Annotated in this window: 18 protein-coding genes and 1 tRNA gene; 14 read left to right on the top strand and 5 right to left on the bottom strand. The window is 47.4% G+C overall.

All coding sequences use genetic code 11. The features are described from left to right. Window positions 1–56: 56 nt before the first annotated feature. Window positions 57–2,783, bottom strand: coding sequence for a 4-alpha-glucanotransferase (locus tag RIH33_RS04630; protein WP_406654013.1), 2,727 nt, complete (start codon window positions 2,781–2,783; stop codon window positions 57–59). Further along, complete coding sequence (locus RIH33_RS04635; RefSeq protein WP_406654014.1) at window positions 2,780–4,111, bottom strand: MFS transporter; 1,332 nt, start codon at window positions 4,109–4,111, stop codon at window positions 2,780–2,782. Before RIH33_RS04635 ends, RIH33_RS04630 begins: the two co-directional genes overlap by 4 nt. A 313-nt stretch (window positions 4,112–4,424) precedes the next feature. Between RIH33_RS04635 and fbaA the strand changes: the two genes are divergently transcribed. The 6 genes from fbaA (at window position 4,425) to RIH33_RS04665 (ending at window position 12,386) form a co-directional block, all read left to right on the top strand. Further along, entirely contained in the window at window positions 4,425–5,489 is a 1,065-nt protein-coding gene (fbaA, locus tag RIH33_RS04640) for a class II fructose-bisphosphate aldolase (RefSeq protein ID WP_406654015.1), read from the top strand. A 128-nt stretch (window positions 5,490–5,617) separates the two neighbouring features. Then, entirely contained in the window at window positions 5,618–7,441 is a 1,824-nt protein-coding gene (locus RIH33_RS04645) for an alpha-amylase family glycosyl hydrolase (RefSeq protein WP_406654016.1), read from the top strand. 1 nt (window position 7,442) lies between these two features. Continuing rightward, on the top strand, window positions 7,443–9,044 hold the full coding sequence (locus RIH33_RS04650; protein WP_406654017.1) for an alpha-amylase family glycosyl hydrolase: 1,602 nt from the start codon (window positions 7,443–7,445) through the stop codon (window positions 9,042–9,044). 7 nt (window positions 9,045–9,051) lie between these two features. Beyond that, window positions 9,052–9,939 carry a 3-hydroxybutyryl-CoA dehydrogenase gene (locus tag RIH33_RS04655; RefSeq protein ID WP_406654019.1) on the top strand — a complete coding sequence of 296 codons (888 nt, stop codon included), beginning with the start codon at window positions 9,052–9,054 and terminating at the stop codon, window positions 9,937–9,939. A 189-nt stretch (window positions 9,940–10,128) separates the two neighbouring features. Further along, window positions 10,129–11,955, top strand: a complete 1,827-nt coding sequence (locus tag RIH33_RS04660) for an alpha-amylase family glycosyl hydrolase (protein ID WP_406654020.1) — start codon at window positions 10,129–10,131, stop codon at window positions 11,953–11,955. A gap of 44 nt (window positions 11,956–11,999) precedes the next feature. Further along, on the top strand, window positions 12,000–12,386 hold the full coding sequence (locus RIH33_RS04665; protein ID WP_406654021.1) for a hypothetical protein: 387 nt from the start codon (window positions 12,000–12,002) through the stop codon (window positions 12,384–12,386). 20 nt (window positions 12,387–12,406) lie between these two features. Here the strand turns inward: RIH33_RS04665 and RIH33_RS04670 are convergent, their stop codons facing one another. Continuing rightward, window positions 12,407–14,362 carry a tetratricopeptide repeat protein gene (locus RIH33_RS04670; protein ID WP_406654022.1) on the bottom strand — a complete coding sequence of 652 codons (1,956 nt, stop codon included), beginning with the start codon at window positions 14,360–14,362 and terminating at the stop codon, window positions 12,407–12,409. A 142-nt stretch (window positions 14,363–14,504) separates the two neighbouring features. On the opposite strand from RIH33_RS04670, the gene RIH33_RS04675 reads away from it, so the two are divergent. Together RIH33_RS04675 and RIH33_RS04680 are read left to right on the top strand one after the other, a co-directional pair. After that, complete coding sequence (locus tag RIH33_RS04675) at window positions 14,505–15,791, top strand: APC family permease (protein WP_406654023.1); 1,287 nt, start codon at window positions 14,505–14,507, stop codon at window positions 15,789–15,791. Between the two features lie 23 nt (window positions 15,792–15,814). Continuing rightward, entirely contained in the window at window positions 15,815–16,261 is a 447-nt protein-coding gene (locus tag RIH33_RS04680) for a hypothetical protein (protein WP_406654024.1), read from the top strand. A gap of 91 nt (window positions 16,262–16,352) precedes the next feature. Here RIH33_RS04680 and RIH33_RS04685 read toward each other — a convergent pair whose 3' ends face one another. Next, complete coding sequence (locus RIH33_RS04685; RefSeq protein WP_406654025.1) at window positions 16,353–18,131, bottom strand: hypothetical protein; 1,779 nt, start codon at window positions 18,129–18,131, stop codon at window positions 16,353–16,355. 221 nt (window positions 18,132–18,352) lie between these two features. Between RIH33_RS04685 and RIH33_RS04690 the strand changes: the two genes are divergently transcribed. Genes RIH33_RS04690 through RIH33_RS04705 form a run of 4 tightly spaced genes read left to right on the top strand, consistent with a single transcriptional unit; the run spans window position 18,353 to window position 24,307 of the window. Beyond that, window positions 18,353–19,414, top strand: a complete 1,062-nt coding sequence (locus RIH33_RS04690) for an efflux RND transporter periplasmic adaptor subunit (RefSeq protein WP_406654026.1) — start codon at window positions 18,353–18,355, stop codon at window positions 19,412–19,414. A 2-nt stretch (window positions 19,415–19,416) separates the two neighbouring features. After that, on the top strand, window positions 19,417–22,476 hold the full coding sequence (locus RIH33_RS04695) for an efflux RND transporter permease subunit (protein ID WP_406654027.1): 3,060 nt from the start codon (window positions 19,417–19,419) through the stop codon (window positions 22,474–22,476). Beyond that, complete coding sequence (locus tag RIH33_RS04700) at window positions 22,473–23,771, top strand: TolC family protein (protein ID WP_406654028.1); 1,299 nt, start codon at window positions 22,473–22,475, stop codon at window positions 23,769–23,771. The genes RIH33_RS04695 and RIH33_RS04700 overlap by 4 nt, the downstream gene beginning before the upstream one ends. A gap of 2 nt (window positions 23,772–23,773) precedes the next feature. Further along, window positions 23,774–24,307: a hypothetical protein gene (locus RIH33_RS04705; protein ID WP_406654029.1), complete on the top strand. Its 534-nt coding sequence runs from the start codon at window positions 23,774–23,776 to the stop codon at window positions 24,305–24,307. A gap of 2 nt (window positions 24,308–24,309) precedes the next feature. Here the strand turns inward: RIH33_RS04705 and RIH33_RS04710 are convergent, their stop codons facing one another. Next, window positions 24,310–24,438, bottom strand: coding sequence for a hypothetical protein (locus tag RIH33_RS04710; RefSeq protein ID WP_406654030.1), 129 nt, complete (start codon window positions 24,436–24,438; stop codon window positions 24,310–24,312). 119 nt (window positions 24,439–24,557) lie between these two features. Here RIH33_RS04710 and RIH33_RS04715 point away from each other — a divergent pair. Next, window positions 24,558–24,630: transfer RNA gene (locus RIH33_RS04715), tRNA-Met, on the top strand. An 822-nt stretch (window positions 24,631–25,452) separates the two neighbouring features. After that, a complete protein-coding gene (locus tag RIH33_RS04720) occupies window positions 25,453–26,103 on the top strand; it encodes a flavodoxin reductase (protein ID WP_406652533.1) in 651 nt (216 codons plus the stop codon). Window position 26,104 lies beyond the last annotated feature (1 nt).

Consider the following 26,104-nt stretch of genomic DNA (forward strand, 5'->3'; position numbering starts at 1 on the left):
TAGTGATGATATGCCTTATGACACACCATCACTAAAAACCGTTGGATGTAGGTGCGTCAATAATCAGCACTTCGTCCACCCTGATCTATCAATTGGCGGAGGAAAGAGTTGAATCCTTCTTCCTGCAACAGATCTTCCATATTCATATGAAAGCGATACTTCCAATAATGTTGGGGATTAGCGGGCACATTGATACGTTCCTTTTCGGGTGTATCAGATCGCAAGGCACCATCCATGGCTACCAGGTCCTGAATGGGAAATATCGCCAGCATACTCGGAGAGTGCAGGTGCTGATTGATGACCTGATGGGCCACCCATGGCTCACAGAAGTAGGGGGCTTTGCCTTGCTGTCCCAAAATATGGTTATAAAACCGCTGGGTTTGTGTCTCGTCCTCTTGCCACCACTCCCTCAGGGTGGTCATATCGTGGCTTCCGGTGCTGGTTACACTGAGGTACGGCGTATCTGCCGGGTGCCAAAACTCCCTGTCGTCATTAGGCATTCGCTGAATGGCCAGACTCAATATTTGCAACTCACTCATCACCCCAGGCACACTGGCTGGGACCATACCCAAATCCTCGCCGCAGATAAGCATGTCTGTGGCCGCTTTGAGCATGGGCAGCTTGCGCATGGCACTTTCCCTCCAAAAATCATTGTGACGCTGATAGAAAAAATGAACATACAACTGATCCACCTTCTGCTGGGTATCATAATCCAGCTCTCCATAAGAGTAGGTGCTGTGCATTCCAATCCGGGGATTGAACGCCTGACCGTCTGAAAGCGGAGCTTCCAGAAACAGTACCTCACTGTGAAGTCTGTAAAGGCTGTTTCTGATCCAGATGTTAAAATCCGTGCTCTCAGAATCTTTTTTCACCAATTCATCAAAGTGTGCTTTAATTTTTCTTTGAGTATCAAAAGGCTCTTTCAGCGCATAGCATCCGGCCTTGTATTCATGGAGGTACTCTTCCAGCACTAAATCAGCGTAGTTCCCAAAAATATCATAGATCATGTGTCGCCTGATGTAAGGACGACAAAAGCGATCATAATCAAAATGGATTCCTCTCTCCCTGAACTCATTCAAGTGCACCGGAAGCGCCGGATTAAACCTTCCCAACAACCCCTCCACATGTTCCCATGGAATTTCCCAAATCCTGAAAAATCCAAGAATGTGATCAATGCGGAATACGTCAAAATATTCAGACATTTTCACCATGCGATCTCGCCACCAGTGATAGTCATCCTTGGCCATTTCCTCCCAATTGTAAGTGGGGAAACCCCAGTTTTGACCTGAAATAGAAAAATCATCAGGTGGTGCCCCGGCCTGGGTGTCCATGTTAAACAGGTGCGGCAGCCTCCAGGCATCTACGGAGTTTCTGTATATGCCAATAGGAATGTCCCCCTTCAGCACCACACCCTGAGATCGGGCATAGGCCGTTGCTTCTTTGAGCTGCTTGTCCAGGTGATACTGGATATAATAATGAATGGCCACATCCATGTAGTGCTTTTGTGTGGGTGCCACGAAAGCTTCCAACTCATCGCCGCTCATCTCAGCACAGCCACCCCACTGGGTGAAGTCCGGGGTGCCATGTTTATCACGCAGATAACTAAACGCAGCATAATCCGGCAGCCAGTTTTCATTGCTTTTGAAAAACTCCTTAAACTCTTTACTCTTCAAAAAAGCTGCACCATGCTCTTCGAAGCTCTGTTTGAAGAACCGGGTTTTCAATGCCATCACTCCTTCATAGTCTACCTCAGGTAGCGCATTCAGTCGTCCGCCCTCTTTGTCGATTTCCGACTGTACCTTCTTGTCTTTTAGCTTCCCCATTGACCGGAGGTTGGCATAAATCGGATGAAGCGCCTCCACGGAGATTGCTGCGTATGGGTAAGAGTCTACCCAGGTATGAGTAGCCACCGTATCATTCACAGGCAGAATCTGCACCACTTTCAAGCCGGTCTTCACTGACCAGTCCACCAGCTTCTTGATGTCAGTAAACTCCCCCACTCCCGAACCTTCCCTGGATCTGAGCGAAAAAACCGGAATGGCCACTCCGGCGGTTTTCCAGTTACCCACCGGGTAATGGAAAAACTCTTCAGAATGTACAATAAGCTTGGACTCATCTGATAATGTATACAGCGGGAAATATCTGTTATCACCACCTTCCCAGGTGACCACCCTACCTTCTTTGTGGCTGTAGATGACAAATTTGTATTCAAAAGGCACCTCTTTGGAAGAGGTTGGAATGTCCACCTTCCAAACCGGAAAATCCTCATCACTCATCAAAACTGCTTTGGACTCATCCCAGACCCCAAGGGATCTGGTGCTCCCCACCACAGCCATTTGATAATCCCTGCCGATACGGGGAGCCCGCAATTGTATGCGAACAAAATGTGCCGATGACTTTAAATCCACCTTATGTTTCACTGCCTTACCCCGTGCAAAGAATGCCTTAGCGAAGGGTGCTGTATAAAGCGAGTTCTCAAAGGCATGCTGTGGTCTCCAGTAATCACGCAAATGAATTTTACCAAAGTGCTTGTTGACCTGCAACTTTCGCTCCTCACCAAACTCATGATACTCCTGACCACCGTCTTCATCTCTGAGGAAGTAGTGATATGTGAAATCACCGGGAGATTTCAACTCCACCTCTGCAGTCCACAAGTCCCCTGAGGATGGTTTCATCTTCACGGCCTGACTCACGTCTCCTTTTCCCAGCTCCTTAGCTGATCCTGTCACATATACATTCTGACCCCATTGGGTTCTATAACCCACTACAAATTTCAGCTTCATGCTACTACCTCGTCTTTATCGTCTACAAAATTTACTGTCAGAGCTGCGATGAGCAGACACCCCCCCGCGATAATGAGCGCGAAAATAGCCTGAGAATCAAACAACCTCTTAATGATCGGGCCGCCAATTATGCCATTGACAATCTGCGGCATCACAATGAAAAAATTAAAAATCCCCATATAGATCCCCATTTTCCCGCCGGGAATGGCTCCAGCAAGAATGGCGTAAGGCATGGAGAGAATACTGGCCCAGGCCAATCCCACAAAGGCCATGGCCACCAAAGTGACCGGTTGAGTGGGGAAGAAATAAATAGAAAGTAATCCAAGTCCACCCAATGCCAACGCTATGGCATGGGTTCTCTTTCGTCCCACCCTGGCGGCGATGGCAGGAAGTAACAGTGCTACCAGAGCGGATACCGCATTGTATACGGTAAACATCACTCCTACCCAGTTTCCTGCGTCATTATAAGCCACTGAGGAAGAATCCTCCGCACCTGCCCCGTATACATGTTGTGCAATAGCGGGCGTGCAAAACACCCACATGGAAAAAAGCCCAAACCAACTAAAAAACTGAACCAGCCCCAGCTGTTTCATGGTTTTGGGCATAGCGGCAAAATCTTTAAAAATATCCAGAATGCTTCCCTTCTCTTGAGACTCTTCCTGACCATTGTAGGCCGCGTACTCCTTTGGAGGATATTCCTTAGTCTTAGCCAGTGTCCATAAAATGGTGGCAATAAAAACAACTGCTCCAAAATAAAAGCTGAAAATCACATTATCCGGCACGGTACCGGCCGGAGCTACTTTAGAGACGCCTACCCATTCTGCCAGCATGTATGGAAGGAATGACCCCACCACAGCGCCCAGCCCAATGAGGGAGGCCTGAACCGAAAAGCCCTGTGTGCGCTGCTCGGTAGGCAACATATCACCCACCAGGGCCCTGAATGGTTCCATTGAGATATTGATGGAGGCATCCATGATCATCAGCATACCCGCTCCCACAAACATCGGTGGTATAAATGAAGCCAGTGCGCCTGAGTTGGGCATGAGGCACAGGGCGATGGATGCCAGGATGGCTCCTGCGAGGAAATAAGGTTTCCTTCGACCCATTCTGTTCCAGGTACGATCACTATAATGACCGATGATCGGCTGGACAATAAGTCCTGTGACCGGTGCGGCCAGCCAAAACCATGACAAGTGCTCCACATCCGCTCCAAAATTCTGGAGGATTCTGCTCGCGTTGGCATTTTGCAATGCAAACCCAAACTGTATCCCCAAAAAGCCCATGCTCATGTTCCAAATTTGAGCTGTACTAAGGCCTGGCTTCTTCATATTTTTCTCTCTTTTATTTTTTCCTAAAAACCGGAATTTTTTTGATCTGAAGACTGCCGCGGAGAATATCTCTTGAAAAATGTCAAAAACTTCTCAAAACTCTCCATCATAGGATTAAGAGATACAAACGATTGCAAGCTCCCGATTCCAAGATTATCTTGCGTAATCTTCAAAAAACGGCCTTTTCACGGCTTTAAAATAGAAAATTCCCAATAATTAACAGGCTCTGATACAAGAATTTAAAAGGTAGCCATTGGTATCCCACGAACGACTTATATTTGCCACTAATTAAAAGCAACCTAAATACTTACTTATGAAATTCAGACCTGGTGTACTTACTGGAAAAGAGGCAACAGACCTTCTTAACTATGCTAATGAAAATGGATTTGCACTGCCTGCTGTGAATACCATCGGCACCAACACGATCAACGCAGTACTGGAAGCAGCACGTGAGGTGAATTCTCCAGTGATTGTTCAGTTTTCCAATGGCGGAGCTGCATTCATTGCCGGTAAAGGCTTGAGCAATGATAACCAGGCAGCAGCGGTGGCTGGTGCGGTAGCTGGTGCAAAGCACGTACATCAAATGGCAGAAAAATATGGTGTTTCTGTCATCCTCCACACCGACCATGCAGCACGCAAACTCCTTCCCTGGGTAGATGGCATGCTCGATGCGAACGAAAAGCACTTTGCTGAAACAGGTTCTCCACTTTTTAGCTCCCACATGATCGATCTTTCTGAGGAGCCCTTAGAAGAAAACATCGGCACTTGTAAGAAATACTTTGAGCGCATGGCCAAAATGGACATGATTTTGGAAATAGAACTGGGAGTAACCGGTGGTGAAGAAGATGGAGTAGACAATACTGACATTGACAACAGCCGACTCTATACCCAACCGGAAGAAGTGGCTTACTGCTACGAGCAGCTAATGGAAATCAGCCCTAACTTCACCATTGCCGCAGCGTTTGGTAATGTGCATGGTGTCTATAAGCCGGGTAATGTAAAGCTTACACCAAAAATCCTTAAAAACTCTCAGGATTACATTCAGGAGAAATTTGGCACAGGTAAAAACCCTGTCAACTTTGTATTCCATGGTGGATCAGGATCTACCAGGGAGGAAATCAGAGAGGCTATCTCTTACGGAGCCATCAAGATGAATCTGGACACTGACTTGCAGTGGGCATTCTGGGACGGAATCAAGAATTACTACCAGGCCAAAGAAGGATATCTTCAGGAGCAGATCGGTAACCCTGATGGGGATGACGTGCCAAACAAGAAGCACTATGACCCAAGGGTATGGCTGAGAGAAGCTGAAAAAAGCTTTATCACCAGATTGAAAGTGTCGTTTGAAGATTTGAACAATATCAATCAAAACGCATAATCATCCGTAAAAACTAATGAAAAGCCATCCTTGCGATGGCTTTTCTGTTTTAAGGACTCCGGAGAATCAAAAACCGGTTACTTCGGGCGCTACTAAATAAATCAATCGAAAACACCTATTTTAGACCCATGAAAACACCCCTGTTAACCCTGATTTTGATCGTCTGCATGTTAGCTTGCAGCACCAAAGAATACAACTACAAAGGCGTGCATCCGATGAAAAAAAGCGATGAAAGAATGGTTCTGTATCAGATGTTTACCCGTCTGTTTGGTAATACCAATACCACCAACAAGCCCTGGGGCACTTTAGAAGAAAATGGGGTGGGTAAATTCAAAGACATTAATACAAAAGCCCTCGATGAAATCAAGAAAATGGGATTTACACACATGTGGTATACAGGTGTGATCGAACATGGGGTTCTCACAGATTATACTTCCTTTGGCATCCCGCTGGATGATGCGGATGTGGTGAAAGGCCGTGCGGGTTCACCGTATGCCATTAAAGACTATTATGATGTGAATCCGGACCTGGCCGAGTCAGTACCAGACCGAATGCAGGAATTTGAAGCGCTGATCAGGAGAACCCATGCAGCCAACCTGAAGGTGATGATTGATTTTGTACCCAATCACGTGGCCCGGGCTTACCACTCCGATGCCAGACCCGAAGGCATCATCGATTTTGGAGAGGATGATGATACCACAAAATCGTTTGACCCCAATAACAACTTCTATTACCTTCCCGGTGAATCCTTCAAAGTGCCGGAAGGCTACCAGTCCCTTGGAGATAACGAATTCCCAACGAAGGATGGCCTGTTTGCGGAGAGGCCCGCTAAAGCAACAGGAAATGATGTGTTTTCTGCAACACCCTCAGTATATGACTGGTTCGAAACGGTGAAACTCAACTATGGTGTGGACTATCAGAACAACCGCGCAACCCACTTTGATACAGTGCCGGATACCTGGAGTAAGATGCGCGACATCCTCCTCTACTGGGCTGCCAAAGATGTAGATGGTTTCCGCTGCGATATGGCAGAAATGGTACCTGTAGAGTTCTGGCAGTGGGTAACCAAAGAAGTGAAAGACCAATATCCGAATGTGGTATTTCTGGCAGAAATCTACAACCCTCATGCCTATCGGCAGTACATCCAAACAGGGGGCTTTGACTACCTCTACGACAAAGTGGAAATGTATGACACACTGAAATACATCATACAAAATAAAATGACCACAGATGCCATCACAGGTATTTGGCAGCGACAGGATGGGATCTGCCCCAACATGCTCAGGTTCCTTGAAAACCACGACGAACAGCGCATCGCATCGCCGGATTTTGCAGGCGATATGTGGAAGGGCATACCCATGATGGCCGCATCGGCCTTCATGCATACAGGTCCTGTGATGCTTTATTTTGGTCAGGAAGTGGGTGAACCCGGCCTGGGGGCTTCAGGGTTTGGTGGAGATGATGGCAGGACCACCATTTTTGATTACTGGGGTGTACCAGAGCATGTGAAATGGGTAAACAATGGAGCCTATGACGGGGGCCAATTATCAGAAGATCAGAAAGCCTTACGAGAGGAGTACATCGAAATCCTAAAAGCCTGCAATGACCTGGAGGCCATCCGAAAAGGTCAATTTTATGACCTTCATTATTACAACCGCAACGACGATTACACCGGCTATAGTGATAAAGTCTATGCATTTGTCAGACATGCGGCAGGTGAAGTATTGCTTATTGTGATCAATTTTGACGAAAATCCTCAAACGGCCAAGATAAAGATTCCGGCACCTGCCTGGGAAACATTTGGGGTCAACACTCCTTTAGCACAAATCAACGGACCAGTACAAATTAGCATTGAAGTGGCTTCCACGCTGGATTACACCAACGACACTGACCTGGTCATTAAGGTACCTGCTATGAACTATGCCATTTATCAGATAGAGGAAAAACAATAACATGAGGACGTATCTATGGTTATTCTCAATGGCCCTTATCACCCTTGCCTGTAGTCCGATGGAGAAAGAGTTGACAGAGACTTTACCCAACCGCTGGCCACAGGCAGTGACTTACGAGATCTTTGTGCAGTCCTTTGCCGACAGTGACGGAGACGGAATCGGAGACATCAAAGGGATGACCTCAAAGCTGGACTACCTTCAGGGCCTCGGGGTGGAAGCCGTCTGGCTGATGCCCATCAACCCTTCCCCTTCCTATCACAAATATGACGTTTCCGACTACTATGGCATACATAGCGACTATGGCACCATAGAAGACTTTCAGGCTTTCCTTGAAGAAGCGCACAAACGAAACATCAAAGTCATCATCGATCTGGTGATCAATCACTGCTCCAAACTTCACCCCTGGTTTCTGAATGCCCTAAAGGAAGATGGTGAATACAGAGACTATTTTGTGTGGGCAGATAAGGCTGGAATTGAGGCTGAAGGAAATCTGCTGAAAGCCAAAACCGGAGACAGTGATAACATCCACCAATGGAATGAAGTAACCGGGCAGGATGAGCTTTACTTTTCATTCTTCTGGAGTGGCATGCCAGATCTCAACTATGACAATCCCAGGCTGCGGGAGGAAATCTATCAGATAGGAAACTTCTGGCTGACCAAAATAGGTGTAGACGGATTTCGGCTGGATGCCGCCAAGCACATCTATCCGGACCATCGTGCAGCGGACAATCACGCCTTCTGGAAGGAATTTAAAACTAAAATGGAGGCCTTCAAACCCGATGTATACCTGGTGGGAGAAGTATGGGCAGACCTGCCCACTCAGGCACCATTTGCTCAGGGATTTAGTGCCCTCTTTAACTTCGATCTGGCCTTTTCCATCATGGAAACAGTGAAAAACGGCAAAGTAGTCAGCGCCACCATATACGAACACGCCTGGAAAGTCCTCGAGGAAGGCTCTCCGGTCGCACTTTTTAACCAAAGTGAGAAAGCATTTAAGCAATACAATCCCGATTTCATCAATACCACTTTTCTCACCAACCATGACCAGAATCGGGTCATGTCATTCTTCGGCAATCACGAAAAGAAAGCAAGACTCGCGGCTTCCATCCTGATGACACTGCCCGGAGCACCTTACATCTACTATGGAGAGGAGATTGGCATGCGCGGATTAAAACCTGACGAACTCATCAGAGAGCCCTTTCTTTGGGAAAGTAAAAATGACACGATGCGGACCCAATGGATGGAACCCACCTACAACACAGTGGATGTGATCTCTCCGCTAAGCGTTCAAATGAAGGACTCCGGATCAATCTACCATCATTATAAATCACTCATTCATTTCAGGAGAAAATCCCCCGTAATGACTTATGGAGCGGCGGAGCAGGTAGACCTGGCCAATGACGAGCTACTGGCATTTACCAGGTCCTATGACGGTGATACGCTGCTGGTGGCTCACAACCTGAGCAGCCGGGTGAAGCGCATTCGCCAACTGGAACCCTACTCCCAGATACTTTTTACCACTTCCAAAAAGGTAAGACAAACTGAGGATGTTTTAGCTTTGCCCCCATACCAAACAATCATTTTATCAAAACCCCAAAAATAATTTTTCAATGAACAACATCTCAGTAATAGGCTCCGGCACCATGGGCAATGGAATCGCACACGTGTTTGCTCAATATGGCTATCAGGTGGCCCTGATTGACATTTCGGAAGAAGCCCTGAAAAAAGCACTGGCTACGATCAGCAAAAACCTGGACCGGCAAGTCGCTAAAGAGAAAATCACGGAAGCCGATAAAACGACCACCCTTTCCAACATCACCACCTTTACCCAGGTGGAACAAGGGGTGAAAAATGCTGACCTGGTGATAGAGGCAGCCACTGAAAATTTTGAGATCAAAAAGCAGATTTTCCAGTCGATGGACGCGCACTCACCAGCCAATGCCATCCTGGCGACCAATACCTCCTCAATCTCTATTACCAAAATAGCGGCTGAGACCAAAAGACCTGCTCAGGTAATCGGTATGCACTTTATGAATCCTGTACCAGTGATGAAACTGGTGGAAGTGATCCGGGGCTATGCTACCAGTAATGAAACCACTCAGGCCGTCATGGAAGCTTCAGCTAAGCTTCAGAAATCGCCCGTAGAAGTCAATGACTACCCTGGTTTTGTGGCCAATAGAATCCTCATGCCCATGATCAATGAAGCCATTTACACCCTTTTTGAAGGAGTGGCAGGTGTCGAGGAAATTGACACGGTGATGAAGTTGGGCATGGCACACCCCATGGGGCCGCTACAGCTGGCAGATTTCATTGGACTTGACGTGTGCCTTTCTATCATGAAAGTACTCCATGAAGGTTTTGGCAACCCCAAATATGCTCCTTGTCCCCTACTGGTAAATATGGTCACCGCAGGCTACAAAGGGGTGAAGACGGGTGAAGGATTTTACCAATACACCCCCGGCTCCAAAGACCTGGTAGTGAGTGGGATGTTCAAATAGAATCTATCGAATCACCGACCGCCCCGAACTCCGGGGCGGCTTGGTATTCGCGTGATCCCCACTTCCCAGGCCTGAGGTGATAAGGAGCCAGGGAATGGCTGACAGACCTTATGAATGCGAGTTCCAAATCCTCAGCGCCCTCCTTTTTACCTAATTCATTACCTTGCTGACTCCATTAAACTTCATTCCATGAAAAACTACCTCCTTGTCTTCATCCTATTGCTGGGCCACACCACTTATGCGCAATCCGAACTCGACTGGTGGAATGATGCCGTATTTTATGAAGTGTTTGTAAGGAGTTTCTATGACAGTGACGGTGATGGCGTGGGTGACTTCAAGGGACTCACCGAAAAACTGGATTACCTCAACGACGGTGACCCCAATACGGATACTGACTTAGGTATCACTGGTATCTGGCTAATGCCCATCAACCCGTCGCCCAGTTACCATGGGTATGATGTTACAGACTACCGCGGCATCAATCCCGATTATGGTACTATGGAGGACTTCAAAGCTTTTCTGGCCGCAGCTCATGAGCGAGGGATAAAGGTCATCATAGACTATGTGATGAACCATTCCTCCGCCCAGCACGAGTGGTTTGTAGACGCCAAAAGCTCGGCATCCGCTGAAAAACGGGACTGGTACCGCTGGGAAGACACCAAACCCAACTACAGCGGCCCCTGGGGTCAAAATGTATGGCATAACTCCAGCACCGGATACTACTATGGCATATTCTGGGATCAAATGCCAGACCTCAATTATGAAAATCCGGATCTGAAAGCCGCCATGTTTGACCATGCTGCTTTCTGGATTGATGACATTGGGATCGATGGCTTTCGGCTGGATGCCGTCAAATACATTTATGAAAGTGGCAGTCAACTGGAGGATCTGGAAGCCACACACACGTTTTTCAAAGACCTGAGCGCCCACATCAAATCATTCAATCCGGATGCCATCACTGTGGGTGAAGCATGGACCAGCACCAGTAAAGTGGTTCCGTACGTAATCGATGAGCGCATTGACTTTTGTTTTGAGTTTGACCTGGCCACGAGCATCATCAATGCGGCCAGATCGGGCAGTATCACCAATCTTACAGACCAGATCACCAATGTAATCGACGCTTACCCGTGGTATCAGTTTTCTACTTTCCTGACCAATCATGACCAAAATCGCATCATGAATGAGCTAAGCTCAGACATGGAAAAAGCTAAAATTGCAGCGTCTATTTATCTCACACTACCAGGTGTGCCATTTCTCTATTATGGAGAGGAAGTGGGTATGCTGGGAGCCAAGCCAGATGAAAACATTCGTCGTCCGATGCAATGGACTGGCGGGCGGAATGCCGGATTTACCACAGCCAGTTCCGCCTGGAATGCTCCGTCATCCAATTACAGCGACAACAATGTAGATGAACTGGAGGATGAACCCTCCTCCCTGCTCAACCATTACAAAAAGCTTATTCACACCCGTAACGATTATGCAGCGCTGCGTACCGGAGATTTCGTGGCTCTGAACGCCTCTCTGGGTGGAGTACTTACCTACTTGCGGCAGTCCGGCGATGAAAAAGTGGTGGTGGCCATCAACACCTCTGCCAGCAATAAAAGGTTCGACATTGATTTTTCATCTTATGCCGATGCTGCCGACCACCCACCTTATGACCACTTAAGTGGCGAATCTCTCTTATCTGTAGCCTCTTCAAGTGGTGACCTTGAGGGGCTCTTTTTATCCCCATATCAGACCATGGTGCTCACATTTGATCGGGAGGCCACCGTCCTCAGCGCCTCCTCCTTTTCACAGGTTCAGGTCTTCCCCAATCCGGCAAGCGATATCATTAGGATCAACACAGGTACTCAAAACCCCGTACACTATGAACTGGTGGCCCTAAATGGTGCCGTCATCCAATCCGGAGTATTCAAAAAAGAAATTTCCGTGGCGGAGTTGAACGAGGGGCTGTACGTGCTGAAACTATCTATAGATGGTGGAACGCAGCAGCAAAAAATCATGGTTACACATTAGACTGATGGCGAATTTGTTAATAATGACATAAAACTAACGATCAAATGGAAAAACTGGGGATTTGGCTAGTCGCAATATTCGGTGTGTTTCTCATAGGCTGTGGCTTGCTCATGCTTTTATATCCGGAAAGAGCCCGGCGATACCTCAGTACCGCAGGGAGTACTCCTTTTATCAACTACTTTGAGATCAGCCTGCGTATGATCCCGGCAGCAGGTCTGGTATTGGCAGCTGATGCCTCTTTGTTTCCTGAAGCATTTCGTTTGGTAGGATGGTTTATGATCGGCACCTCATTGGTGTTATTTCTAATACCCAGAAAATGGCACCATGCCTATGCCCTCAATGCCGCTAATCGCCTAAAACCAATTTATCTGCGCCTTCTATCTCCCATCTCTTTCGCAGGAGGTGGATTACTTATTTATGCAGTTTATTAAATACATCGACTGATTCTTTCTCAATTGGCACTAGGTAGATAAATCTCGATGGTCGTTCCTTGATTGGGTTGACTTCTGATGTTTAATCTTCCCTTGCACTCCTTCAGAAAATCCTTTACCAGGTTTAGACCCAAACCGGAGCCATGCTCATCATCCGTACCTTTTTGGGTATTCAGCTCGTTTCGAGACATTATCAGGTCCAGCTGTGAGGGTGTCATACCAATGCCCGTATCTGTCACATACAAGACCACCATGGCTTGAGTCTCTTTGGCACCACTGAGGGTGATTGCTCCACCCTTTTCAGTAAACTTAATGGCATTAGAAATGAGATTTCTGATGATGGTGGAAACAGCCTTTGCATCAGCAAAAGCCTTGATCTCTGGGGGTACTTCATTTCTGATACAGATCTCTTTACTCTTCGCATGAAGCTCATAGAGGTCCGCATTTTTTTGAGATATCTCCCTTAGATTAACCGCCTTAGGTTTAAAATCATAGCCGTGCTGCTGTGCGATGGACCACAGGAGAACATCCTTCAATAAAATCAGCACCGAACTAGCTGAGTTATGCATGTCTCGCATCATGTTGTCCCGTTCCTGTTTGGTCAGATCAAAACCCGAATCAGGTGAAAGCAAATCCGCTAATGACTTGATAATGCCCATTGGACTTATCAAGTCATGGGCGATAAAGCCGAACATCTTATCCTTCGTTTTATTGGCCCTGGATAGCAGGAGCTTGTTTCGGTAAAGTTTAATAGACAGATAAATCGCTATGAGCAGGAGGACAACCAGTAGACCGCCCATAATATACTGTTTCCTGATGGTAGATTGTTTGACCGCAAGCTGTTCTTCCTTGGCTTGATTTTCCTTGGCCAGAAAGAAGTTTTCCTGCTCTTTCTTTTCCAAATCGTATTTGGCCTTGATCTCCTCTAACTGATTGTTCTTCGTGATGTTAAACAGGGAATCCTTGGCGGCAGTATGGCGTTTGTGGTAGGCAAAGGCCTCCTCAAATTTATTTTGCGCAGCGAAGTTTTCAGCCATCAAGCCATACACCATCTGCTTTTCGCGGGTTTCGCCGGACTGCTCCATCAGGTTCAGGCTTTGCTGATAAAATTCAATTCCCAGATCATATTGTCTCAGGGAAGTGTAGGTATCACCCATGGTATAGTATACAAAAATGAGACCTGAGAGAAAGTCATATCGTTTCATTACTCTTTCACCTTTTTTCAAATATTTGAGTGCTTCCCTGTATTCTCCGAGTTTGTTTAGGGACTCAGCTATGTTGCTGTAATTGATGCCCGACTCCAGTCCCCTATCCATACTCAGATTGATCAGTAATGCTTTCTCGTAGAGGTCAATGGCCCGATAGTAGTCCTCGCGAAAAAATTCCAATACGCCCAGGTACTCATACGACTGTGCAATATTCAGGGAGTCCCTATTGTCCAACGCCATGGACAGTGCCTCCTGATAAAGTTTGCCGGCATCATCCAGGTTGCCAACACTCATATAGATACCCGCCAGTATGTTGGAGGAGGTAATCATGGCCGTAGTATCCCGCTGCTTTCTGGAAAGCTCTATACTTTCGATGATGAAAGTCGTGGCCTTGATGTTTTCACCTGTTCGCCACAAAATATGGGCAAGACCTTTCAGGGCTAATGCCTTTTCGTAGTCCAGCCTCATGCTTTCGGCCATCTTATGCGCTCCCTCATATTGGACATAGGCCCGATCAAACTGCCCCAGCTGATACCTGATATCTCCCAGTGCTAACAGTACGGTGAGTGAGTCACGGGAGTCTATACCTAAAGCCAACGCCTGCTCATAAAGCCTTAAAGCACACTGAAAATCGGGTACTTTGGCGCATGAATCTGCCTGACTGATCAGCGTCTCCGGTGAACCTGTAGGTGGCTGAGCAAAAACCTGTGCAGGCCACGAAATACTAATGAACAAGCACATGAGTACTATGATGCAGGTCGCTTTCAATCTGTAGTGGTTAGATCAGTAAATTAAACCCAATCTCAGTGAATGACAAAACTGAAGAAGTCACCTCAAACCTTTACTCCATGTCTATTTGAGTACGATTGCCTAATTTAGAATGTGCTAACCAATCCCCCGACTATACAAGATGCTTAAAAGGGAAATCAGAAGATGGGACCTTGTGCTTCTGCTGATCAATAGCATCATAGGTGCCGGTATATTTGGGTTGCCTTCTAAAATATATGCCTTATCAGGGATCTACAGTCTTGCCGCACTGCTCCTCTGTGCGGTCATTGTCCTCATTATTGTATTCAACTTTGCCGAAGTAGCCAGCCGGTTTGACAAAACCGGTGGACCTTACCTCTACACCCTTGCTGCTTTTGGTCAAATTCCAGCCTTTATCATCGGTTGGATCCTTCTGATCACCCGCATATCCACCTATGCAGCACTCATCAATCTCCTGGCCACTTATATGGTGTTTTTTTACCCCCCGTTTCAGAGCCAGGCATGGCGAGCAGTCATCATTACGATGGTAACACTCCTACTCACCCTCATCAATTTCATAGGTGTAAAAAATTCCACCCGCTTCTCCAACGGATTAGCCATTGCCAAGGTGCTTCCGCTCCTTATTTTTGTGGGTGTTGGTTTCTTTTTCATCGATACCAGCCTCGTTCAGGCACCGGAATCTTACCCTTCCTCAGCCGAATTTGCTACTTGCGTGCTGGTGCTCATTTTTGCTTTCACAGGTTTTGAGTCGGTCCTGGTTAATACTGGGGAAATCCAAAATCCGGCTAAAAACATCCCTTTTGCATTGATTCTCTCTATATTAATTGTGGCTGTCTTCTATGGCCTCATTCAGATGGTAAGCATGGCCACCTTACCCGGCCTGGCTACATCCAATACGCCCATCAGTGATGCGGCCGAACTGTTTATGGGAGTTGGCGGAGGTTTATTAATCACCGTGGGTGCCGTAATCTCCATCAGTGGCACGCTGAACAGCGTGATGTTGGTGGGTTCCAGGGTACCCTATGCACTGAGCGAGGAGCATCAGTTTCCGGGTATTTTTGGACGTCTCAACAGGAAATATCAAACGCCAACCCAGTCTTTGTTGCTCTTTTCAGGTGTTGCCCTACTGGCTTCATTGTCGGGCTCTTTTATCTACGCGCTTTCCATCAGTGTGATTAGCAAAATCCTCATTTTCCTCACGGTCTGCCTGGCACTGATCAAGCTGCGTCGCAGCGAACACCAACCTACAGGTTATTTCAAATTACGATGGGGATATCTTTTTGCCTTTGGCGGTATATTCGCCTCCTTATGGTTACTTTTTAGCTCAAAAACAACCGAATTGACAGATGTACTCCTCACCATAGCCATCGGACTTGCGCTGTTTGGAGTGTACAAGCTATTGACTCATCCCGGAAAGAAGCCTAAATAACCACGAGGAAAAACCAAATCCCTATGACTGAAAATAAAAAAATCAAGATCAAACCTTATGTGATCTACTTGTTTGTGGGCATGTTCGTCATGTTTGCCCTCAATAAGCTGTTGCTCCGACCTTTTGTTCTGCAAAACGATCTGGCCAATGCCCTTCAGGTCATGGTGTTGTCATTCCCCAATTTCGCAGAGGCCGTCATGGGCACTATGGTCCTTACAGGAATACTTTTCAGAGTCAAACATATCACTTTGCAAAAAGTGACGTTGCTTCAGCCCGGCCATGTATTTCTGGCTGCGGCGATCCTGGCAGCCATCTATGTCATATCCGGAGAACTGAGGGTACATAACCTCGGGAATAATAACACCTATGACCCTAACGACCTGATCGCTTCAGTCATAGGACTAAACCTGGCCTATTTCACGGTGCGAAAGTTCGGTTTTGCAACGATACATGAGTCGGCTGAAAACTAACAATATGTAAAAAGGGGCGAACGTGGTCCGCCCCTTTATTAACTGCCAATATGCACCGGCCAACCGATGACCGATGAATGATGGCCTGAAACTATTTTAAAGCCCATATTTTCTCATAACCCTTATTGGCTTCATCCGCTTTGAGCCCTTCCATGGCCTCTGTAAACAACGCAATCACCCGATCCACATTCATGATTTGATTGAGCTGATCAGTGATATCGGCTGCACTCTTTGAAGTCTCACTGATCCCTTGTCCGGGACCTGCTATGAGACCATTGGCATAAGTAGTCGGGCCCACTTTCCATCCATTGGTGGGTCCGTTGATCCGGAAAGACATCCGCGGACTCAGCGAGCCATCCTCCCACGACATGGCACAGTCTACAGTCACAGAGATGATTCCGTCCACACCAAGCTCTTCCAAAAGTTTAATTTCCGGCTTGTCCGAGGGAAAGGTACTGGTTCGGCTGGCCCATGTTTCACTGAATGTGGTTGGCAAGAGCAGTTTACAACCTTTATATGGCTTCACAACGATCTCCTCAGATACCGTATCCATCGTGGCAAACAAGTGCTGATATTGACTGGCCTTCATGGTGGTTTCGATCGGCACCAGTTGCACATTCATCTGAGCAAGCAAAGCTGCTTCGAATTTCTTGTAAAACTCATTGACAAGCTGATCCCAGTAAGCCTCCGGCACCTCAGGAAAGGTTTTGGTGGTGGTAGTGGTGGTGGTAGTGGTCACGTTGCCAGAGGTGGACGTGGAGGTCTTGACCTGCTGCTGTTTTAGCTGTGTAGCCCTAACCACAAAGGAGGCCATAGCCAGTTTTTTAGGCTCTGAGAGCGGCGGCCCCCAGAAGGCATTGGGCTTATTGGCGTTGACTTCAAAACCATCCTTGGTTTTGGCTTTATAAGCAGCATTGAACTCATCTGTACCTATGCCCAGGAAAGTTTTCTGATCTCCCACCAGATTGATCGGCGACCAGTCCATCGCACCAGATATCACCTGAGCAGCTCCCAGGGCGGGCAGATTGACTACTTTTTCCTTCGTGCGCTGCACAAGCAGGTAGTTACTCCCCTGCTCAAACTTATAGGCGGTAGTCGCTGTATGCCTGAAAGCCTCCTTGGGAATGATGATTTTGGTAGTGCTTTTGAAAAAACCAATTTCGTTAAAACCCCTTATGCCCATCACTTTACCCAGCACGGCTACATAAAAGTCTGCAGTGCCACCCTCCGGATGGTTGAGCTCCAGCACTAAATCTTCATCCATATTAACATCCGCTACTTCACCCCGGGGTTTTCCATTAATAGAAATGATTTCAATGGGCTCAATAGGATCTGCGGTCAGCTCAGCCTGATCTCCCCGCACGGTGGACACGTTCACCGTATGTGCTCCGCTATTTTGAGACACAATGCCTCCATAAAAACCATTGGCCACATGTTCTGTGAGGTTTCCGTCGATATTCACGGTGCCATCAATCTTACTCATCCCAACACCCTCCTTTTTCAGAAACAGGACACCAGCCATGTCCATACCGGGCTCCCAGAAACCAAAATATTCGGTTTCGACCGTCTCGGTTTCACTCGGATAAAGGTTTTGCATGTAGATCACCTGCATAGACAGGGTGGACAAGTCATCCGTGGTAGAGGTAAGCAGATTGCCTGCAAGCTTGCCAAGAGATTTCATGACATTGAAATTTTTGGCTTTCGCCTTCAGTTTGCCGCCAAAGCCCCCGGACTCCTCTTCTGAGGCCTCCTCTTTCGGATCGTCACTGGTATCGTCCTTTTTGCCAAAAGGCAGCTTTTGTGCTTCTGCATGGAAGGCAAGAAGACCACCCAGGGCCAAGTAGATGGTGAATAGTTTGATTCGGTTCATGTGCGTAATATTTTTGGATAAAGGTATCTCTACCTATGAGCGCAGAACATACCCTCCTCTTGGTATATTGTCCTACACACTTCCCGAAACCGCTCAAGCCAAATGACTACCTCTTATACAGCTTTCAGGCTGTCATGAACTGTTTGTCCATTACCTTTATAGTTGCATACTGGCAGCACTTGCGGTCAGCATAAGGAAGAACCCCAGACAACGTTATTTTCATGAATAAGAACATCAAAAGGATTCTGTACATCATCATTGCTCTCGTAATACTGGGTTTGATTGCCTATCCGAAAATTCCGAAGGGTGGTAGTGAAGCCAGTGAAGTGGCTCAGCCTGTAAGTGCACAGATCACAGTGGATGCAGTCATTCTAAAGAAGGAAGAGCTTAAAAACCAGGTAAACACCACGGGAAGCCTGCTGGCAGATGAGTCAGTGGTACTGAATGCCGAGGTGGCCGGAAAAATAGAGACCATCTCCTTCACCGAGGGTCAAAAAGTGAAAAAGGGTGAGCTTTTGCTCAAACTGAATGACGAAGAGATTCTTGCAGAGATCGAGAAATTGCGATTTACCGTAAAGCTCAATGAAGACAACGAGTTTCGTCAACGTCAGCTTCTGGAGAAGGAAGCCATCAGTAGCGAAGAGTATGAAACGGCCCTCACTACCCTCAACACTGTAAGGTCGGAGATTAAGGTTTTACAAGCGAGACTTGAAAAGCACTATATCCGTGCACCCTTTGATGGTACCGTTGGCCTTAGAAACATCTCCGAAGGTGGCTACCTGAATCCCGGAACGCGTGTGGCCGAGCTCTATAAAATCAATCCGATCAAACTGGAATTTACCATCCCCAGCAAATACATCGGAGTGGTCAACGTGGGAGATCGGATAGACTTCTCGGTAGACGCTTATGAGCAAAAGTTTGGTGGGTCAATCTATGCCATAGAGCCACAGATTGACCCACAAACCAGGAGTATTCGCTTGAGAGCAAAAGCGGATAATACTGCAGGCCAGCTTTTCCCTGGCCAGTTTGCACGGATCGACCTGACGCTGGAAATCATCCCGGATGCCCTGCTGGTGCCCACGGAAGCGGTGATTCCAGAGCTTAATGGAAAGAAAGTCTATCAATATCAGGCAGGTGTGGTCAATTCACAACAGGTGACTTCCGGTATTCGCACAGAAAACCGACTACAAATCCTGAGTGGTCTCAATGAAGGGGACACGGTGATCACCAGCGGAATCCTTCAGATCGGGCAAGGGATGGAGGTAAAACTTAACATCAAATAACGATGGCCAGTATCTCAAATATCAGCATCGAACGCCCCGTATTGGCCATAGTGATGTCCGTGATCATCATTCTCTTTGGTGTGATTGGATTCAATTTCCTGGGCGTCCGGGAGTACCCCAGTGTGGATCCACCGGTCATCACCGTTTCCACCAGCTACACAGGAGCCAGTGCGGATGTGATAGAAACACAGATCACCGAGCCGCTGGAAGAGTCTATCAATGGCATAGACGGCATCAAAACCCTCTCGTCGATCAGTGCCGATGGTAGCAGCACCATCACCGTAGAGTTCAATCTGGAAGTAGACCTGGAAGCCGCAGCCAATGACGTGCGCGACAAGGTATCACGGGCCATCAGAAACCTCCCCCCGGATGCCGATCCGCCGATTGTTACCAAAGCGGATGCCGACTCCAGCCCAATCATCGCCCTGAGAATTTTCAGTGAGAAGCGCAACCTGCTGGAAATGACGGAAATCGCAGACAACATCTTCAAAGAAACCTTTCAGACCATCCCCGGGGTGAGTGAGGTCAGGATCTGGGGTGAAAAGAAATATTCGATCCGGCTTTGGATGGATCCCGATAAGCTGGCGGCCTATGGTCTCACCCCTTTGGATATTCTCAACTCTGTGGGTGACCAGAACATTGAACTCCCCTCCGGGCGCATCGAAGGATCGGCCACAGAACTTACCGTACGCACTTTTGGGCGACTCTCCTCTCCTGAGGAATTCAATGACTTGATTTTAAGGGAGGCTGACAATGACATTGTGCGATTCAGGGACATTGGCAGAGCAGAGTTTTTCCCGGAAAACGAGCGCACCGCCCTGCGAAACAATGGCATCCCGCTGGTGCTCAATGCCATCGTACCACAACCAGGCTCCAATAACCTGGAAATAGCGGCTGAGTTTTACAAGCGACTGGAAGCCCTCAAGAAAAATTTACCCGAAGACCTCTCCACAGAAATAGCCTTTGACAATACCCAGTACATCAAAGAATCCATCGCGGAAGTACAGCAAACCATTTTTGTAGCCTTCGGACTGGTGGTGCTGATCATCTTCGCCTTTCTGAGGGACTGGCGTACCACCTTTATTCCCGTGATCACGGTGCCCATAGCCCTCATCGGATCATTTTTCGCCATGTATGCACTGGGCTTTTCCATCAACGTACTCACGCTGCTGGGCATTGTGCTGGCCATCGGACTGGTAGTGGATGATGCCATCGTAGTGCTGGAAAATATCTATACCAAGATAGAAGACGGCATGGAGCCCGAGGAAGCCGGTAAAAAAGGAACCAGAGAAATCTTCTTTGCGGTCATTTCTACCACCGTGGCCCTGACCTCCGTATTCTTCCCCATTGTGTTTCTTCAGGGCCTCACAGGACGTCTTTTCAGGGAATTTGGAATCACCGTGGCTGTAGCTGTGGTTATCTCCTCCTTCGTGGCACTCACGCTCACCCCTATGCTTTCGAGTAAAATGCTCAAAAAGCGCGAACAAAAACAATGGTTTTATCGCAAAACAGAGCCTTTTTTCCTCTGGATGAACAATGGATACAACAATGCCCTAGACTCCTTTATGGATAACAGGTGGCTATCAGGACTGATCATTGTTATATCCGGAGTACTCATCTACGTTTTTGCCCTTACTCTGCCTTCAGAACTCTCGCCACTGGAAGACAGGGGGCAATTCAGAATATTTGCTACCGGGCCGGAGGGAGCCACCTTTGAATATATGGATGCCTACGCTACAGAAATGACCTCTGTACTTTCGGAAAAAGTGCCCGAAGCCCAATCGATCATCACCATTACCTCACCCGGCTTCTCTTCCGCAGCATCCGTCAACGCTGCTTTCATTATAGTAAAGCTGAAAGATGCGAAGGACCGGAAGCGGACGCAACATGAGATTGTCATGGACATACAGCCTGAGGTGGCTAAAAATACTAAAGCACGGGCATTTGTCTCCGAGCCAGAGTCTATCGGGAGGAGTTTTGGTAGCATGCCTGTGAGCTTCGTGATTCAGGCCAGAAACCTCGATCAGCTCAAAGAAGTACTGCCCGCCTTTGTGGAAAAGGCTTCCGCCAATCCGAATTTTAGCTTTGTGGATTTGAACCTGAAATTCAATAAACCTGAACTAGGAGTGCGAATAGACCGGGAAAAAGCCCAGACGATGGGTGTTTCAGTAAAAGATATCGCGCAGACCCTTCAGCTGAGCCTGAGTGGCAATCGGTTCGGTTATTTCATCATGAATGGAAAGCAATATTATGTCATTGGTCAGCTGGAAAAAAGTAACCGAAACGAACCCCTGGATCTGAAATCGATTTATGTAAAAGCCAGAAATGGAGAGCTGGTACAGCTGGATAATCTGGTGACCCTGGAAGAACGCTCCACTCCACCACAGCTCTATCACTACAACCGATTCACTTCCGCCACTGTGTCAGCCAAACTGGCCGAAGGGGTTTCTCTGGGTGACGGCCTGAAAGAAATGGATCTGATTGCAGATGAGGTGCTGGATGATCGCTTTCAAACGGCCCTCTCCGGGACGTCTCTTGAGTTTCAGCAAAGTGCCAGCAACCTCTATTTTGCATTTGCCCTGGCGCTCATATTGATATACCTGGTGTTGGCAGCCCAGTTTGAGAGTTTTCGCGATCCGCTGATCATCATGTTTACCGTTCCTCTGGCACTATCAGGCGCGCTCTTCAGCCTCTGGTATTTCAATGAATCACTCAATATTTTCTCTCAAATCGGGATGATCATGCTGATCGGATTGATCACCAAAAACGGAATTCTGATTGTGGAATTTGCCAACCAGCGAAAAGCACAGGACTATTCCATCATGGAATCTATCAAAGGAGCGGCGAAAATGAGGTTCAGACCTATTCTGATGACCAGCTTGTCCACCATTCTGGGCATACTCCCTATTGCTCTTGCGTTAGGTGCTGGTGCCGAAAGTCGCGTATCCATGGGGATAGCCGTTATCGGTGGTATGATCATCGCCACTTTTCTGAGCCTATTTGTGATCCCCGCCATTTACTCATTCCTTACCAGCAAGCAAAAAAGATTAAGCAGAGTATGATAAAAGGACTTTTCATTCTGATTGGCACCATTTCATTTGTTCAGGATCCTCATCTGGCGATGGATGAAGAAACGGCCGTATCCATCGCCCTGGAGAAAAACTTTGACCTCATCCTGGAGTCCTATCAGGTAGACTTGGCAAAAAATGACAACACTCCGGGAAATGCAGGAATGCTCCCTACCATCGACCTGAGTGGGGAAGCCCGGCAGAGTATTCAAAACACTGAGCAGCAGTTTTTCTCTGGCGATGGACAGTCCCGGACCGGGGCTAAAACCACCAATTACAATGCAGGCGTCAATATGGTCTGGACACTTTTTGATGGGCTGAAAATGTTCGCATCAAAAGAACGACTGGAGGAAATCCAAAAAACCAATGAATATGCCTTCAAGGCGCAGGTACAAAACGTGTTGTCGGATGTGATGAAAGCTTTTTACAACACGGCCCTGGAGCAGGAACGCCTGGCACTACTCCAAAGTACCCTGGCCCTCTCCGAAGAGCGTGTGAGCATCAGTAAAGAGAAATACGAAGTGGGCAAAGCCAGCAAGCTGGAATATCTGCAGGCTCAGGTGGACTATAACACAGACCAGTCTGCTCTGGTGCGGCAGCAGGAAGTCATCGCCAGAAGCAAACTGGCGCTCCTTCAGCTCCTGGGTTTGGAAACGTCAGATAGCCTCTCTCTTCAGTACAGCTATAAACTGAATGGCCTGATGACTCTTCAGGAACTGGAAGAGACTGCCCTGCAGCAAAACCCGGACCTGCAATATCTCCAAAGTCAACGGGAAGTAGCCATACTCACCACCCGTGAGCGCGAGCGCGAGCTGTACCCCTCGCTTGACTTTAACCTGGGCTACAACTACTCCAACCTGAAGGCCGAGGCGGGCTTCCTGCAGAGCAACCGCACCAATGGCGTTAACTATGGGCTCTCAGCCACCATGACCCTCTTCGATGGCCTCAACCAGCAGAGAGCCATACAGAACTCCAAAATACAAAGTGAGTACGCCATGACTGCTTATGAACAGGCCAAAATGCAACTCCTCACCGCGGTAAGGTCAGGTTTTCTGACCTTGAAAAATTCACTTACCCTCGTGGCATTGGAAGAACAGAACCTGGCAGTGGCCCAGGAAAACGTGGAGATCGCTCTGGAGCGGTACCGAATTGGTAAATCCAACCCACTTGAAATAAGAGAGGCACAAAACAATGCAGTGAACGCCCAAATCAGACATCTGGAAGCACTGAATTCGGCCAAAATAGCCGAAATTGAACTCAAAAGACTCAGCGGTCAAATCATTAATTAGTCATGAAAAGATCAATTATTCTACTCCTGATTGGTTTATGTATGTCGTGCCAGACAACCAAAAGCTGGTATGAACTCACCACAAACAAGACAGCCCTACAGCCCTCAGAATTGGACAATGTGCCAGACAGTAGTCAGGTCATCATGGCCTACTCATTTCTGCCTGCTCCACAACTTATGAACAGAATGCTGGAGGTACTGAAAGAGCAAAACATTGACCTCCAGTCGTCTGATTCTGAAAAGCTTACTTTCAGCACCTCACCCACATTTATCGGGCAAAATACCCAATATAGAATGGAGGTGAGACTGGAGCCCAGTGAGGTGGAGCTCTTCAAGGGCAAAGCCACGATCAGGACTTTCTACAAAGAGGGTGGTGAAGTAAAAGGACAAGCCTATGCCGAAGACAGCAAGGGTACTACCTTTGCTGCCAACTCGATGTGGCGGCTTGCAGAGAAATCAGACAGCCGGTCGGGTTATGCGTTTTTTCATGCCTACCAGTTGGCCAAATCCTCTGCAAACCTGATGAAATTCGAATAAAATCACCGTCCGTTCTTACGTTCGAAGTGCTCGGTGATTACTTTGGCGATGTATTCATTAACCGTGAGGCCCACCCTATCGGCAGCAGCCGAAACCAGTTTGAGGTATTCAGGGGTTAGTTGTATTTTCATCCTTATTGAAACGATTTCTGGCTCTATGATGTTGTAAGAGCACAAAAGATAAAGTTTTCAAATATTTCGGTAGAAGGCTTTGCAAATCTAAAAGACTGTACTACTTTTGCAGTCCACATCGCGGGATGGAGCAGTTGGTAGCTCGTCGGGCTCATAACCCGAAGGTCACAGGTTCGAGTCCTGTTCCCGCTACTACAAAGCCTCAGATTCATTTCTGAGGCTTTTTTTGTGCTCGTTTTAAATAAATCGCTGTTCTATTCTAAATAATCTAATGCGCTAATCCTGTCGAAACAATGGATCAATCCGTATTTCTGGGGTAAGTCCATAAGATTATATTTTTACCAATCTCATTAATGGACTCGTAATTCAGAAGACTATTGGGCGCTAAGGCGGGCGGAGCATCCAAGCCTTGCCCGGCCGGGACAAGTGTGAATCATTTTGACTTGAAGATTTCCAAAAAAAGACCTCAGCACTTACTAAGTCAAAATGATTTTTTGCGTGCGACCGGCTAGGTTGGTGCCTCTGTCATCTAACCTATTGTTTTCTTTGCCTACGCGGCCCGACCTACGCGGCTCGGGGCAAGCAAAGAAAATGAAGGGTTAGCGGCTCAGCCGTTAGCTGGACTATACAGTGAATCAGATCACTAGTGCCAACATCCAACTTCAATGCAATTCCCCCATAGGTTTTCGGATTGATCCCTTTTTTATTTCAGTGAAACATCAATTCATCTTTCCCCCCAACTTTCCAGATTGATCCGAAACAATGACAGAGTGTGTGGTATGAAGGTCACAGGTTCGATCATTCCATGACGGGTCTGTTCCCGCTACTAGTTTAAAACCGGATTTAGGATCAAATAATATTTTGGATCAATTCAGAATCAATTTGTAAACCCGGCAATCCTGTAGAACGGTTAGCCCAACCGCAGAAACACATTGGCACCGAAAGGTGTTGTTACACGAAAGAGACAACCATGTGAGCTCTTTGTGAATACATGTTTCATCAAAAAGGAACCCAATGAAATACACCAAAAAAATAAAGACTCTGGACTGGCTGGCGCACAATGTGGTGAGACTGGAGGTCAGTAAACCCACAGGTTTTGAATACCATGTGGGAGACGCTGTGGAAATTCAGGTGGGAGCACATGAACCGGGCCCTTTCACTATGACGAACCTCCCCAGCGAAGACACGCTGGAATTCATCATTCGAATCTATAAGAATCACCATGGCAAGACAGAAGCCATCAGCCAACTGAATGTTGGCGATCAGATTGGCTTTACAGAACCGTTCAATACTTTCAGACCCAAGGAAAACGCTGTTTTTCTGGCTGGCGGAACAGGGATCACGCCATTCGTTGCCATCATGCGCTACATGCACCAGAAAGGTACACTGAACGATTGCCTGTTGATTTTTTCAAACAAAACCCGGAAAGACCTCTTTCTCGAAAAAGAACTTCGTGAGATGCTGGGAGACAAATACCTCAATGTCATCACCAGCGACCCGGCAGATCCGGCGTACTATGGCAACATCGATGCTCCATTTCTCAAAAAGCAAATAAACCATTCACGCCCTGTACTGGTCTGTGGTCCACCCCCATTTAATGAAGCCATGGAAAAGGCACTGAGAAGTATTGGGTTAAAAGAAGAGCACATTGATCTGGGAAGCTAAA

The organism is Marinoscillum sp., assembly GCF_040222955.1.
Classification (GTDB): domain Bacteria; phylum Bacteroidota; class Bacteroidia; order Cytophagales; family Cyclobacteriaceae; genus Marinoscillum.